This window comes from Virgibacillus sp. FSP13, assembly GCF_054048505.1.
The window spans coordinates 54,066-69,064 of the sequence record NZ_JBSVKG010000003.1; the positions used below are offsets into that span (position 1 = coordinate 54,066).

A 14,999-nucleotide genomic window follows, 5' to 3' on the forward strand; every position below is an offset into this window, starting at 1 on the left:
TGAGTAGATGTGACATATCAATATATCGAATTAGTTAGAAAGGAAAAACTGGCTTATATTATAATTAATCGACCAGAAGTACGGAATGCTCTAAACCAAGAAACATTGGATGAGATGGTACACGCACTTGATGCACTCGCCCATAACGAGGAAGTAGGCTGTATCATCTTTACTGGCAAGGGAAATAAATCGTTTGCTGCAGGAGCGGACATTAACCAATTGAAGGAAAAAACCGCAGCTGACGCACTAAAGCAAGAAGGAATGCAGCATGTGTATGACCTAATCGAAAGCTATGAAAAGCCAACAATCGCGATGGTAAACGGCTATGCTTTAGGTGGCGGCTGTGAATTGGCCATGGCTTGTGATATTCGCATTGCCTCAACGAATGCAAAGTTCGGTTTACCAGAATTAAATTTATCAATTATCCCTAGTGCAGGCGGCACACAACGGTTAGCAAGACTAGTAGGCAAAGGAAAAGCATTAGATATGATTTTAACAGGAAAACTGCTTGATGCGAACGAAGCGACTCAATTTGGTTTGGTGTCGGAAGCAGTGGAGCCAGAGAAGCTCGCTGAAACTACTAAAAAATATGCCAAGAAAATTTTAGCCAAGGGACCTTTAGCTGTAAAGCTAGCAAAACTATCGGTACACATGGGGACGGAGACTGATATGAAAACGGGCCTAATGCTTGAGAAACTATCACAAGCGGTACTCTTCAATTCGTCTGATAAAGATGAAGGGGTTGAAGCATTTTTAGGGAAGCGTGAAGCGGTGTTTGGTGGGAAGTAGGTTTGTGGAGGAGGTGGTTACATTTGACTGAAGCTGATGTACGAGAAAGTTTCGAATCGAGTCCGTTTTTTTCCCATATTGGATTTGAAATCATTCATTTTCAAGAAGGCAATGTACTTTTAAAACTTCCAATAACCAAACAACTACTTAATGCTAACGACACTTTACACGGCGGTGTTCATGCAACAATGCTTGATACGATAATCGGCATGACGATCAGGTCGATAACGAAAACGCGTTGTATGACTATAAATTTGAATGTAAACTATCTTTCAGCCGTTAAATATGGGGAGATATTTGCCTATGGAAGGATATTACAGCAAGGTTATCGCACCGTAACAGCGGAAGGGGAGTTGCACGATGCGGAAGAGAATATGTTAGCTAAAGGAGTTGGGACGTTTAAGTTGGTGAGGGATTGATTTTATAGAAGTACTGGTTGAGAAAAATAATAAAACAGATATTAATAAAACAGCCTGGGTTAGCAACCTAGGCTGTTTTGTTAATCTAATTCACAAGCAGAAAACATGATTTTTCACATAACGGCATATCATTAATTATACCTGTTTTGCTTGTACACATCATCGTCTTAACACGTGACGACTCTACAATAAAAACACGGGGGGGAGAATAAAATGAAAAAATTTAGTTTGCTTTTATGTTTGCTTTTTTTCTTCGCAATTTTGTTAAGCGCTTGCAATGAAAAGGATGGGGGAGATAGTGCTGACGATACAGGAGGAGACGGTGATCAACCTTTAAAGGGTGAGTTTATCACGATCCTTACTGGTGGTTCTTCAGGTGTTTATTATCCACTTGGAGGGGCATTAGCAAAGATTTACCAAGAAATGGGCGCCAATGCGAATAGTCAATCAACTGCAGCATCTTCAGCGAATGCAACAACATTGAATCAAGGGAAAGCCGAAATCGGTTTTTCTATGGGGGATGCCGCTTCAGATGCATACAAAGGGACCGATAGTTTTGAAGAACAAGGTGCACAGGAGAATTTACGCTCGATTGCATCATTATATCCAAACTATTTACAAATTGTCGCCACTAAAGAATCTGGCATAAAGACAGTAGAAGATTTAAAGGGGCAAAATGTCGCTGTTGGGGCCCCTGCTTCAGGTACCGAAATTAGTGCAAAACGTGTACTGGCTGCATATGACATGACGTATGAAGATATTGAAGAAGACTTCCTATCGTTTGCCGAGGGTGTTGAAGGAATTCAAAACGGAACAATTGATGCCGTGGTTATTTCATCTGGGTTACCAAACGCTGGTGTGTTGGAACTCCAAACAAGTAAAGAAATTGTGATCGTGGAAATTGCCGAGGAGAAAGTCCTGAAAATGCAAGAGGATTATCCTGCGTTCTTCCCTGCTACAGTAACAAAGGATGTATACGATACGGATAGAGATGTACCAACTATTGGAGTTAATAATGTTTTGCTTACACATAAGGACGTCTCTGATGAGGTCGCATATGAAATGACAAAAGGGATCTTTGAAAACCTTGACCAATTAAAAGATACGCATAATGCTGCGAAAGACATTGATATGGAAAAGGCGTTAGAAAATCTTCCGGCACCACTACATCCTGGTGCAAAAAAGTATTTCGATGAACAAGGTATTTCAGAATAAACGATTAGTAGAAGGTTATTTATGGTGAAAAAAATATTAGCAAGTTGCGGATTCGTATTAATCATAACCGGGATCTGGCTGATTCCGGTTCAATCCGGTTTTCTATTAACAAATATAGAGGGTGCTCCCCTTCATTTTTATCCATGGGGGAAAACAAATGTGACGATTGGATGGAGGCATTCGGTTGAATTAACACCTTGGAAAGAAACATATGCCGTAACAAATTCCGGTGAACTAACCTTCCAATCTACCACTTATAAATCCTATGGTGCGGGAACTCCAGATACAAGTGGGAAAGTGGAATTTCTAGAAAATGGTTTTGTCCGCGTTACTGGGATTAAAAGGACAATTCCATATTATTCCTTATATTATGTACCGATGTCAAACTATTATCTCGAACACAAGGACAAGAGGTATCCATTGTCACAGGTTGTTCCCGACTATACCAAAGTACAAATCCATTACGAAACGTTGAGCATATATGAGTGGTTGCGCTTAAAAGTTAAATTATTGTAGGGAGGGATGGACCAAATGAAGCAAAAATCAGTAGAGCAAACTGCAGAGCTAACGGAAGATAAAAAAAAGAAGCTTGTTGAAAAATATGATTCTGAGTCTAGGTTTAGAAATCTGAATATACCATGGATGATTAGGCTTGTTACATTTCTATCCGTTGGTTTGGCATTGTTTCATCTTATTACCTCTTTTACCGGCCCGTTAGTTACTTTAAAACACCGTGCCTTGCACACAGGTGTGATTTTAGCCCTTGTCTTTTTGTTGTATCCTTCACGAAAAAAGGCACCACAAAGACGAGCATCTATCATTGATATTTTAATGGCACTGTTGTCTTTTGCTACGATTATTTACATTTTTGTTGATTACTTAGGCATTGTTAATCGTGCTGGGTTACCTAACCTAAACGACCTGCTTTTTAGTATCCTTAGTGTGATTCTTGTGTTAGAAGGCGGACGTAGAGTTGTCGGTAACGGTTTGACAATATTGTCAGCTTTGTTTTTGCTTTATGCTTATTTTGGTCCGTACCTTCCACGAATTATTGCCCATCGAGGTTATAGTATTGAAGATATTGCTACCTATATGTACTTAACAACAGAAGGAATATTTGGGACTGCAATTGGAGTATCAGCAACATACATTTTCTTGTTTGTTTTATTTGGTGCATTCTTAAACCGGACAGGCATGGGGCAGTTATTTAATGATGCTGCGATGTCAATTTCTGGGCACACCTCAGGAGGGCCAGCAAAAGTCGCAGTCATCTCAAGTGGTTTTCTTGGTTCAATTAACGGATCGGCAATCGCCAATGTGGTGACAACTGGGTCTTTTACAATTCCTCTGATGAAGCGGACAGGTTATTCGAAAAACTTTTCTGGAGCAGTGGAAGCGGCTGCATCTGTTGGTGGCCAGGTGCTTCCGCCAGTAATGGGGGCGACTGCCTTCATAATGGCAGAAACATTAGGAATGCCTTATGCAGAAATTGCCTTAGCAGCGATTCTTCCTGGAGTTCTTTATTATATGGGTGTTATCACGGTTGTACACTTGCGGGCTAAAAAGCGAGGGCTGAAAGGTTTATCACGAGAAGAACTGCCAAAAATGAAACAAGTCCTTAAAGAGCGAGGACATTTGTTGATTCCATTGGCGATATTAATCTATATGTTATTTGGTGGTTTTACCCCAATCTACGCTGCAGCATGGGCAATTATTTCAACAGTCGTGATTGCCGCGTTTAGGGTAAAAACACGTTTAAATATCAAGAAAATTATTGGGGCATTGGAAGAGGGAACGCGTAGTGCACTCGGTGTTGCCATGGCATGTGCAATGGTAGGAATTATTGTTGGTGTTGCATCACTAACAGGATTTGGACTAAAAATGACAACAGCTATTCTTATATTAGGGAATCATACACTGATATTAACATTGTTCTTTACCATGATTGCCTCCATTATTCTAGGGATGGGGATGCCATCAATCCCAACATATATTATTACATCTTCCATGGCTGCTCCCGCATTGATTCAGTTTGGTGTTGAACCATTTGTTTCGCACATGTTTGTGTTTTATTTCGGTATATTAGCAAACCTAACTCCGCCAGTAGCACTTGCTGCATTTGCAGGAGCGGGAATTTCTAGGGGCGATCCAAATCGAACGGGATTTATCTCATTAAAGCTAGCAGCGGCCGGTATTTTAGTTCCATACATTTTTGTTTATTCCCCTGAACTGCTTATGCAAGGTACCAGTGTTGTTGGCATTATATGGGTAGCTGTCACTGCCGCTATAGGAATTATCGCTTTAGGAGCTGGATTAGAAGGGTATTTAATGGGAAACATGTACTGGCTGCTTAGAATTTTATCTATAGGTGGTGCGGTAACACTAGTTATACCTGGTTTGATTACGGACGTTGTTGGTATTGGTTTGCTTATTATCGTAGTCATCGCGCAGTTGTTTAATAAAAAACGTAAGGTACTGATAAAAGATAATACGAGTGATTATAAGTTATCGTAACTCCCGGTCTATGTGTTTTAGTAAACAATTAGTAACATTTCGTTTATGATCGCTTCTGATTAAATAAACCGTTAGTTCTGATGGTGATAATATGTACCATTGGATCTGATGGTTTTTTTATATTGCCATTTCACAAAGGATTGCTGTTTTAATACTTGACATAATTTTTGGATTATTATAATATATTTGGTAATACCATAAATAAAACTTGGTAATACCAGAAAGGAATTAAACATGAAACAATCTGCTATCGCTATCGAAAAAAAGATCATTAGCACTATCATCCGAGGTGAATACAAAGTGAACAGTCAACTAAAACCAGAACGGGAGCTTGCTATCCATTATGGAGTGGGTCGTCCGACAATAAGGGAGGTTTTGCAGCGGTTATCGTTTGCGGGTTGGATTACGATGCAAAAAGGTCAGCCCGCCATCGTGAACGATTTTTGGAAGGAGGGAAATATTAAAACATTAGTTGATATCGTTGAAAATTATGAAAAAATCCCGGATGAATTTATCCTTTATTTTCTAGAAATACGTGGTGCAATAACACCAAAATATGTAAAGGATGCTGTTATGCATTATCATCCTAAAGTAGTTGCTGCGCTTGCTGAAATGGATACATTATCAGACCGTCCTGAAGACTACGCATTATTCGATTGGAATTTGCAGAAATCGTTAGCGGGATTATCGGATAATCCAATTTATCTTTTACTGTTAAATAGCTTCGATCGTTTGTATGTAAGATTGGCAACGGCGTATTTTTCATTGAGTTTTTGTCGCAACGCTTCGTATAGCTACTACAAAGAATTAATGGAGGCTGCACTAAAGGGAGATTACAAACAAGCGGAAAAAGCGGCATCCTTTATAATGGAAAAAAGTTCTGCTTTATGGAAAAATCATGTTTCTTCTGAAATAAAAGAGGATGAGGAGACAATGAATTAAAGAGGAGGAAAAAGTTTATGAAGAAATATTGGAAGGAATTTGCCACTTTTCCAGATGTAACGATTATGCTAGTTTTGTTTTTTGCTGTAATGATCTATACATTTCCACATTTACTTCAATTTGATACATGGATCGCGATTATAATTGGTATGGTTATGTATGCAATTAGTGAATATATGATTCATCGTTTTCTATTTCACATTAAAACACCACAGAATCCCTTTTTGCTAAAAATGATCAAGCGCCTACACTATGATCATCATGTCGATCCGAAAGATTTGAAATTGTTATTTTTACCAATCTGGTTCAGCCTTCCTAACTTTACTATTCTTACAGTAATCTGTTATGCCATAACCACTAATTTACAGTTAACAATTGCCTTTGCTACGGGGTTGATTGCTTATTTTCTTTACTATGAATGGAAGCACTATGTTGCTCATAAACCAATCCAGCCACGCACAAGACTAGGAAAACAGATCAAGAAAACCCATCTTTGGCATCATTATAAAAATGAGAATTACTGGTTTGGTGTAACACATACATCCGTTGATAAAACCCTTGGTACTTATAGGAATCATAAAGAGGTGGAAAAAAGTGAGACAGCAAGGAATTTGGAAAAGAGAGCATGATATGGCTCCTAAAATAGTTGCTGCGATTCCAATCAAGTGCTTGTCTGTGATCAGTACAAACGGTAATGGAATGGACTTGTGCTAGTACACCAATAATTGCTACAAACAGCGTTGTTACAATCATCATTCTTAATTTAAAACTTGATTCGGGCATTATGTGTAAGTCATCCCTTAATGTAAATATTAACTTTATTCGGATTACAATTTAAAATTGTACTTTATACTATCTCGTTTGAATCTATCAACTGTGTTTTGATAATTAAACCGTCATTATGGTAATAAGGAGGTTTAAAGTGCTCCCCGGATAATCTATTTAAGTGAAAGTGCTTGCGAGGTAGCCCCCTTAAGTGTAAAAGGTAAAAAATAATGCCCAGTAAGACTATATCTTACTGGGCATTTTAATCACTTTTTAATCATCTGCACCATAACTGATCAAATTAGTAAATATTCGATATCCACCCGGAACTTGGTTTTCAATTTGACGATAGAATACAAGATTTGTGTAAAGATATGTTCCCTCTCCGTATTCAGCCATTAAAATGCCCCCTGTGAATGGATCTTCGTCCGGGTCTGCCATGCTTACAAAAGTTTCATATCTTTCGTCCCAATTCATAGGGAAGTAAAGTCCCCGTTCCTGAACCCAATTATCCCAATCACTAGTTGTGATTTTGTTTGGATAGTTAAACAATTTATGATCCGGTTTTGTCATGGTTACTTCTGCGTCTTCATCTGTAACACGCCATTCGATGGATGGCTGTCCGATTTCCAATGAGTATGGAGGAGTTTGTTCCGTGTTCCAGTTGTCCCATGGTTTATGGTATTGAACCACAAGATGTCCGCCATTTTCTACATATTCAAGTAATCTATCATTGTTTTGAACAAGGTCTTCACGTGATAAGTTTGCTCTGATTCCTGTAACAATGGTATCGTATTGTGATAAATCACCAGAGGATAGATCCACTTCAGTTAATCGAGTAATATCAAAACCAGTATTGGTTAAATAGTCAGCTACTTTATCAAATCCACTGTCTATATAACCTATTTTCAGATTATCCGGTTTTAATAATTCAAAAGCTACCCCATTGATACTTGACGAATATTGGTAATAAGAATCTTTAATATGGTCGTACTTAATTTCCTGTACAGACGTATTGAATTTCTTCCCATCCGCTTCAGCAATCGCATCAATGGCAAAATCACCTTTTTCGATATTAGCAGGTGGAATCAAATTAAAGGTAACGTCTTTTTCTTCAAATCTGTTATTAAATGATAGTTCCTTTTGTACAGGCTTACTATTCCAACCTTCTGGAAGATTTAAGGAAAGAGTCGCATTCTTTTGACCATCAACGTAATTTTTGATCTTAATAGTAATAGGTACTTCATCTTGGATATCGGCTGTATTTATTGTGATATTTTCCGGATCCGGTTTAACGCTTAACCCCGGCAATACAGCAATTGTGTTGTTAAAATCAACAACAGAAGAAGTTTTTACTCCTTTCTCTTTAAAACTGATTTTGCCACTTATAATAGGTTCATCATAAGGATGGAAGTATTCTGCATCGGCTGGTACCGTAATATTAAACGTAATTGTTTTTGACTCATTAGGCATTAAATGTTTCAGTTGTCTTTCTTGATTATACTTCCAATTTTTGGGTGTACGTAATGACGCATTAACATGTTTTAACTTTATAGTACCTTCATTCGTAAATTTCATCGTAACCTGTGCTTGCTCACCCTGTGTCAATACTTGAGAATCAATAGATGTCTCAATATTAAGGCTAGAAGAAACAAAACTTACTTGCATTAACTGTTCACTTTTAAGTTCAAGTTTGTGAAGTAAATCATTTTTAATGGAATCATCCATTTTAGCTTTTTTGACCTTTTTGATTAATTTTTTAACATCTTTTAATGCCTTCTGTGATGCTGGTAAAATATCTTCGCGATTTGGATATAATGTGATGATATGATCTAAATTTTGCTGTAGTTTCTTTAGGTGAACTTGAATGTTTTTTTGTTGTATGATATCAGCCCATTCACTAAAGTCATAAGGAATTCCGGCGAACAATTCGGGATTGCTAGCGGATTCTGTTGAATTCACTAATTCAAGATCGAATTGTCGTGGCTCAGCTGGAATATCATTACCCATACCTTGACTTTTGTGTAGATATCTGGACTTTTCTCCAAGTTGCGGATACGTCATTCCATAGATTGAATCATAATCACCGATTTCAATCGAAGTTGTTGCTGTCTCTTCAGACTCAGCTGGTAAAAAGAGCTTTTTAATCTGCCAGACTGATAAACCGTTTTCTAATTGTTCTGGGAAGACGGATGGATCAGCTGCATCCGCAAAGGCTCTTTTGCTTAATATAGTCATTGTTCTATGGTGCCCGTGTTGGCTTTCAACATTACGGAAAGAAGGCATTACAATATCGGGTTGGTAGGTTCTAATAAATTTGATAAGCCTTTTGTATGTTTCCTCTTCGCCCCATTTTTCAAGCGATTCTTCTGGCGACTTTGAAAAACCAAAGTCGTAAATTTCATCAGAAGTTGTTTGACTTAGATGGTGTGCTTTTACACCGGTAACTTTTGCTGCTTCGATCATTTCATTTGAACGGATAATACCTAGTGCATTACCTAATTCACTTCCGATCTCATTTTGTCCACCTTCACCGCGATTTGCAATTAGGCTGGCTGTTTTCACTCCTAATCCTCTTGATAGATACGCAAGAAAGTCACTGCGTTCATCATCAGGATGTGCTCCTGTATTCAGGAAGGAAACTGTAGTATCAAGTGGTTTAATCGCATTCCAAAGTTTAACGTCCGGATCTTTGTCTTCTTTAGCCTGTCCTGGTAGGGGAAGGAAAGTGACGATTAACAATACAGACAACAGAAAATAAAAAAATTTCTTCATTTATTGTAACCCCTTTCATTTGTTAGATTGAGTAAAATTGAACCTCCTTTCTATAAATTGGCATTAGTTAGTAAAGGTTACTAACTAATAAGAGTAGAGCCTAGTACACATAAAACATATCACGTTTTAAAATAATGTAAATATTAAAAAGGATCTAATTATTTAAGAGCTAGTAGTTAAAAAGTATCATTTTAGAATATAAATCGCATAAGGTTATTAATGGAAAAGTAAGTAACTTAGTGAAATCAAATTTTTCAAAAAATAATCTTTACAACGACAAGGATTTCATCTAGAATATACACAACAGTCAAATTAGTAAGTAAACTTTACTAACTAAAATAGTGCTCATTACTTAAAAAGATGACGGATTAAGGGGCTTATGAAATGCAGAAGGGTAATTCAGCTTACATAAAACAGATGAATCGCAAGTTAATTTTAAAATGTATTATTGATGAGGAATCTATTTCAAGAGCTTCCATATCCAAAAAACTATCAATAAGCAAGCCAACTGTTTCAGTGATTGTTGATCAATTGATAAAAGAGGGATGGATCTTTGAAACTGGATGTGGAGAGTCTTCAAAAGGTGGGGGGAGAAAGCCGGTCAATTTAAAATTCAACCCGCAAAAAGCTTATGTAATAGGTGTTGATATTGGTGGAACTAAAGTAGCGTCAGGAATTACTGATTTAAATGGTAAGTTAATTTCATATCGTGACTTTCCTACCCAAAAAAACTTGGAAGAAGATCTTTTTTCGGAGATTAATAAAAGTATAGTTTCTATGAAAAATGAGCTGAAAATTAATGACTCAAAGATTCTTGGTATGGGGGTGGGAGTTCCAGGTGTTATAAATGTGGAAAAAGGAGTTGTAGATGAAGCCCCGGCGCTCAAATGGAAACGCTTTCCTATACGAAAAAGATTACTTGAATTGTTTGATATGCCGATTTACATCGATAATGACGTAAACATAAGTGTACTTGGAGAGCATTGGAAAGGTATCGGCCAACAGAAAAGCAATTTGATTTATATAGCGATCGGCACTGGGATAGGGAGCGGCATTATGATTAATGGCGACTTGTATAGAGGGAGTAGTAATAGTGCAGGCGAAATTGGGTATATGGTCACCGATAGATTATACGCAAAACGCTATCATCCCGTATATGAGGGATATGGTTTTTTGGAAAGTGTCGCTAGCGGCTCATCCATAGGACAACAATTATCTGAGCGTATTGGCAAGGAAGTAACCGCCGAAGATGCATTTAATTTATACAAAGGAAATAACCAAGATGCAGTTGAAGTGATTGATTTTGCTATTGAAAATTTAGGGCTTGGAATTGCTAATTATGTTTCTCTTTTGGATCCTGAGTTAATTATTTTAGGAGGTGGTGTAAGTGATTCGTATCATATTATAAATAAAAAAATCAGCGACATTATTAAGCGATTTACACCAAAGAAGTGTGATGTTGTGCAAACAACTTTTGGCAGGGAAGCAGGGGTTATCGGGGCAGTGGCATTGTTTTTGAAGGAATTTGATACCATTTTTGATATTTAGATGAGGGGGTAATTTTAGTGAAAAATCCTAAAAGAAATTGGTTATTTTCTATCTTGATTGCTGCGGTATTTACTATTGTACTGACTGGTTGTATGGCTGGTGGAGATGAAGAATCAAACGGTGATACGGAGTCAGAAAGCGGGGATGATTTGGAGGATAAGGTAGTTGTTTATTCTCCACATGGAAAAGATATTTTAAGTGATTTTGAAAAGCAATTTGAAGCTGAATATGATATAGACATGGAATTTTTAGATATGGGTTCTCAAGAAATTCTAGATCGTGTACGTTCTGAAAAGAATAACACACAAGCTGACGTATGGTGGGGGGCTCCGCAAGTAAACTTTGATCAAGCTAAGGATGAAGGGCTACTAGCAGAATATAAACCATCCTATGCAAATGCATTAGATGAAATGTATCGTGATGAGGATTGGATGTGGTCTGGGACATCGATAACTCCAGAAGTTATTCTTTATAATACAAAAGAAATTTCAGGGGAAGAAGTACCAAAAGATTGGGATGAACTTCTTGATTCTAAGTGGAAAGATGAGATTATTATCCGTTATCCATTGGCTTCGGGTACGATGCGGACCATTTACTCTGCAATGATTTACAACACTTATAAGGATACAGAAAGTCCAGATGAAGGATATGAATGGCTACAGAAACTAGATGAAAATACAAAAGAGTATTCTGCAAATCCAGAGATCATGTATAACCAAGTCGCAAAAGGTGTAGGTTCTTTGTCCGTATGGAACATGCCAGATACAGTTATGTTAGCGGAGGAAAAAGGATATCCATTTGATTATGTAATACCTGAAAGTGGGACACCAGTTTTAACAGAAGGTATTGCTGTAATTAAAGATGCACCACACCCAAAAGCTGCAGAAGCCTTTTATGAGTTTGTAAATAAGAAAGAGGCTGCAAAACTATTAGCTGAAAAATACTACCGAATTCCAACCCGTGAAGATGTAGAGGATCTTCCTGATTGGATTACCGAAACAGAAATTAATCCAATGGAAATCGATTGGAAACTATTCCAAGAGAAATCACCTGAGTGGATGGAACATTGGGATAACGAAATCAAGAACACCGATAAAGATAAAAGTGAAGAATAAAAAAAGGAATTAGATTCTAAGTTAAAACAGAGAAACGAGAGCATTCGCCATTATACCTGACGACTGCTTCTCGCTTTTCTAAGATAAGAGGAGTTGTTGTTGCATGTCAACAGTGAATTTATCAACAATCACAAAACAATTTGGTGGTATAACGGCAGTCAAAGGATTAGATCTATTAATAGAAGAGGGCGAGTTTTTTACGTTTTTAGGTCCAAGTGGATGTGGAAAGACAACAACTCTTAGGATGATTGCCGGTTTCTACTACCCAACAACGGGAAAGGTTAAGTTCAATGATAAAGATATGACGACAGTATCACCTGAAAAACGGAATACCGGTATGGTTTTTCAAAACTATGCGCTATTTCCTCATATGACTGTGTTTGAAAATGTTGCCTTTGGATTAAAGGTAAGGAAAATTAATAAAACTGAGATTAAAAGAAGAGTGGGAGAGGTCTTAAAAAAGGTTCGTTTAGCTGAATATGTAGACCGTCAAGTAAGTCAGCTAAGTGGCGGACAACAGCAACGTGTTGCATTGGCTCGTGCACTTGTGATTGAACCAGACATCTTACTTTTAGATGAACCATTAAGTAATTTGGATGCTAGATTACGTGATGAAATGCGTACCGAAATATTACGTTTGCAGCGCGAATATGGTATTACAACTATTTACGTTACACATGATCAGGTGGAAGCTTTAACCATGAGCGATCGGATAGCGGTGTTCAATTTTGGTGAATGCCAACAGGTAGGGACACCAACAGAAATCTATAATAGACCTGTTAATGACTTTGTAGCGGAATTTATCGGGGAAACGAATTTATTACCAATATCGTATAACAAGTCAGTTGAGAAGCAGTTTGTTTATCAATCTAATAAATTAACAGATTCGATTTATGTTGACAATACAGAATTGAATATTGCTCCTTATGAAGAGAGTGATTATCTTATGATGTCAGTTAGGCCTGAAGCTGTACGAATTAATCAGAATAAATTAAGAGGAAACAATGTTTTTAAAGGTATTGTATCACTTGTTCAATTTACAGGTGCCTCTGTTCATACATTCGTAAAAGTAAATGAGGATATCATGATTAGGGCAACAGATTTAAACCAAGGACCTAGTACATATTTTAAAGAGGAAACAGAGGTTTACGTTCAGTTGCCTGAAGATCAAATACGTGTGATCCCAAGGGCAAGGGAGTGATAAACATATGTTAAATGCAGAGAAGAGAAAAACGTTATTCTTATTAATTCCTGTTGTATTAATATTAGTAGGATATGTCTTATATCCATCGATCGAAACATTATTTGAAAGCTTTAAAAAAAATGGGATATTCTCCATGCAAAATTATACCGACTTTTTTGGACCAAAAGCAGAGGCGAATTTAGAGGCTTTATGGAATTCGGTTTATATCTCCCTATTATCTGTTTTCTTTAGCGCCTTAATTGGTGTCCCGTTAGCATATATCTTTAATCGGTATGATTTCCCTGGACGACAATTTTTCTCTAATATAGCAATAATGCCAATTGTTCTACCATCCCTTGTTGGGGTTATGGCATTTATGTTCTTATACGGTGAAGCAGGATTAGTTCCAAACTTTATAAAGGATTTGTTTCATCTTTCCGAGGTGCCATTTAGTATTGGGGGTATTTCCGGTATTCTACTTGTGCATGCCTATACGATGTATCCATATTTTTATATGACGACCTCATCAGCACTAAATAATATTGATCCATCCTTAGAGGAAGCTGCATACAATCTAGGATCAAGTAAGTTTAAGGTGTTTTGGAAAGTTACTTTTCCATTATTAACACCAGGATTGGTTGCTGCGTCTTTATTAGTGTTTATGGTTTCAATGGCTTCATTTAGTGCACCATTTTTACTGGCTGGTGGGTTTCGGGTATTAAGTTTACAAATCTATTTTTCTAAAATTAATGGGGATTTAGAAATGGCTGCAACACAGTCAGTTATCTTATCCGTTGTTTCCATTTCCTTCTTATTATTTATGCGTTGGTACCAGGGGCGCAAAGATTACCGTATGGCTAGTAAGGGGATTGGCGCGCACCGTAGTGAGGTAAATAATCCTGTATTGAAGTGGACGATGGTAACATTGGGCATTCTTGCTATGATTGTTTTACTATTACCACATGTAACATTACTTATTCTATCACTTGTACCTGAAGGAGGATGGACATGGCAAACATATCCACAAGCCTTCAGTTTAGAGAATTTTAGATTGTTGTTTGATGATCCAAATATATGGGATCCAGTGAAAAATAGTTTAATCATGGCGTTTCTTGCTTGTATTGGTGTATTTATATTTGGAATTATTACGTCATATGCACTTGTTAAGCGTAGTTTCATTGGGAAAAATCTTTTAGATATTTTAGTAATGATTCCGTGGGCATTGCCAGCTACAGTTGTTGGTATGAATTTAATACTAGCTTTTAATGAGTCGTCACCATTTTCGTTTGGAAAGATTCTGGTAGGGACATTTTGGATTTTGCCCTTAGCATACTTTGTACGATTTATTCCGCTTGTTGTTCGCTCTACAAATGCAGTTTTAGAACAAATGGATGATTCCATAGAAGAGGCGGCGCAAAATTTAGGCGCAAAATGGTTATATACTTTTAGGCGAGTAGTAATTCCAATCATCATGCCTGGAGTCTTAAGTGGTACCCTGCTTGCATTTGTTCAGGCGGTAGGAGAATTCCCTACTTCTGTATTACTTTATACAATAGGTAACCGACCTATTTCAATCGAAATTATGAACCAATTACGTATGTTTAATATTGGGCAAGCGGCTGCTTACGGTATGATTCAGGTATGTTTAATAGCAATTGTTATGTATGCATCGTATAAATTTTTGGGTGTTAAAACGGAGAATACATTGTAAGGATAAAAAGATATATTGAGGTG

Annotated in this window: 12 protein-coding genes; 11 read left to right on the forward strand and 1 reads right to left on the reverse strand. The window is 37.3% G+C overall.

Going from position 1 to position 14,999, the window contains the following annotated elements:
* The first annotated feature begins 9 nt into the window (after nt 1-9).
* The 7 genes from ACW2QC_RS04065 (at nt 10) to ACW2QC_RS04095 (ending at nt 6,508) form a co-directional block, all read left to right on the forward strand.
* A complete protein-coding gene (locus tag ACW2QC_RS04065) occupies nt 10-789 on the forward strand; it encodes an enoyl-CoA hydratase/isomerase family protein (protein WP_457542703.1) in 780 nt (259 codons plus the stop codon).
* Nucleotides 790-812: 23 nt separating this feature from the next.
* The gene (locus ACW2QC_RS04070) at nt 813-1,208 is read left to right on the forward strand and encodes a PaaI family thioesterase (protein ID WP_457542704.1); all 396 of its coding nucleotides are present in this window, start codon (nt 813-815) and stop codon (nt 1,206-1,208) included.
* A 213-nt stretch (nt 1,209-1,421) separates the two neighbouring features.
* Nucleotides 1,422-2,423 (forward strand): TAXI family TRAP transporter solute-binding subunit, encoded by a 1,002-nt coding sequence (locus tag ACW2QC_RS04075; protein ID WP_457542705.1) that lies wholly within the window; start codon nt 1,422-1,424, stop codon nt 2,421-2,423.
* Nucleotides 2,424-2,444: 21 nt separating this feature from the next.
* On the forward strand, nt 2,445-2,939 hold the full coding sequence (locus ACW2QC_RS04080; RefSeq protein ID WP_457542706.1) for a DUF1850 domain-containing protein: 495 nt from the start codon (nt 2,445-2,447) through the stop codon (nt 2,937-2,939).
* A gap of 15 nt (nt 2,940-2,954) precedes the next feature.
* Complete coding sequence (locus ACW2QC_RS04085; RefSeq protein WP_457542707.1) at nt 2,955-4,937, forward strand: TRAP transporter permease; 1,983 nt, start codon at nt 2,955-2,957, stop codon at nt 4,935-4,937.
* A 234-nt stretch (nt 4,938-5,171) separates the two neighbouring features.
* The gene (locus ACW2QC_RS04090; RefSeq protein ID WP_457542708.1) at nt 5,172-5,879 is read left to right on the forward strand and encodes a GntR family transcriptional regulator; all 708 of its coding nucleotides are present in this window, start codon (nt 5,172-5,174) and stop codon (nt 5,877-5,879) included.
* Between the two features lie 17 nt (nt 5,880-5,896).
* Entirely contained in the window at nt 5,897-6,508 is a 612-nt protein-coding gene (locus tag ACW2QC_RS04095) for a sterol desaturase family protein (protein ID WP_457542709.1), read from the forward strand.
* A 409-nt stretch (nt 6,509-6,917) separates the two neighbouring features.
* Here the strand turns inward: ACW2QC_RS04095 and ACW2QC_RS04100 are convergent, their stop codons facing one another.
* Nucleotides 6,918-9,419, reverse strand: a complete 2,502-nt coding sequence (locus ACW2QC_RS04100) for an NEW3 domain-containing protein (protein ID WP_457542710.1) — start codon at nt 9,417-9,419, stop codon at nt 6,918-6,920.
* A gap of 417 nt (nt 9,420-9,836) precedes the next feature.
* Here ACW2QC_RS04100 and ACW2QC_RS04105 point away from each other — a divergent pair, with 417 nt between their 5' ends.
* The 4 genes from ACW2QC_RS04105 to ACW2QC_RS04120 all read left to right on the forward strand — a co-directional run bounded on the left by ACW2QC_RS04105 (nt 9,837) and on the right by ACW2QC_RS04120 (nt 14,976).
* Entirely contained in the window at nt 9,837-10,967 is a 1,131-nt protein-coding gene (locus tag ACW2QC_RS04105; RefSeq protein ID WP_457542880.1) for an ROK family transcriptional regulator, read from the forward strand.
* 17 nt (nt 10,968-10,984) lie between these two features.
* The gene (locus ACW2QC_RS04110; RefSeq protein WP_457542711.1) at nt 10,985-12,082 is read left to right on the forward strand and encodes an extracellular solute-binding protein; all 1,098 of its coding nucleotides are present in this window, start codon (nt 10,985-10,987) and stop codon (nt 12,080-12,082) included.
* Between the two features lie 103 nt (nt 12,083-12,185).
* Nucleotides 12,186-13,283 (forward strand): ABC transporter ATP-binding protein, encoded by a 1,098-nt coding sequence (locus ACW2QC_RS04115; RefSeq protein ID WP_457542712.1) that lies wholly within the window; start codon nt 12,186-12,188, stop codon nt 13,281-13,283.
* Nucleotides 13,284-13,290: 7 nt separating this feature from the next.
* Nucleotides 13,291-14,976, forward strand: a complete 1,686-nt coding sequence (locus ACW2QC_RS04120) for an ABC transporter permease (RefSeq protein ID WP_457542713.1) — start codon at nt 13,291-13,293, stop codon at nt 14,974-14,976.
* Nucleotides 14,977-14,999: the final 23 nt, after the last annotated feature.

Bases quoted from the DNA above. Each gene is read 5' to 3' on its own strand.
- ACW2QC_RS04075 (WP_457542705.1), top strand. From the start codon at position 1,422: ATGAAAAAATTTAGTTTGCTTTTATGTTTGCTTTTTTTCTTCGCAATT.
- ACW2QC_RS04080 (WP_457542706.1), top strand. From the start codon at position 2,445: ATGGTGAAAAAAATATTAGCAAGTTGCGGATTCGTATTAATCATAACC.
- ACW2QC_RS04085 (WP_457542707.1), top strand. From the start codon at position 2,955: ATGAAGCAAAAATCAGTAGAGCAAACTGCAGAGCTAACGGAAGATAAA.
- ACW2QC_RS04090 (WP_457542708.1), top strand. From the start codon at position 5,172: ATGAAACAATCTGCTATCGCTATCGAAAAAAAGATCATTAGCACTATC.
- ACW2QC_RS04095 (WP_457542709.1), top strand. From the start codon at position 5,897: ATGAAGAAATATTGGAAGGAATTTGCCACTTTTCCAGATGTAACGATT.
- ACW2QC_RS04100 (WP_457542710.1), bottom strand. From the start codon at position 9,419: ATGAAGAAATTTTTTTATTTTCTGTTGTCTGTATTGTTAATCGTCACT.
- ACW2QC_RS04105 (WP_457542880.1), top strand. From the start codon at position 9,837: ATGAATCGCAAGTTAATTTTAAAATGTATTATTGATGAGGAATCTATT.
- ACW2QC_RS04115 (WP_457542712.1), top strand. From the start codon at position 12,186: ATGTCAACAGTGAATTTATCAACAATCACAAAACAATTTGGTGGTATA.
- ACW2QC_RS04120 (WP_457542713.1), top strand. From the start codon at position 13,291: ATGTTAAATGCAGAGAAGAGAAAAACGTTATTCTTATTAATTCCTGTT.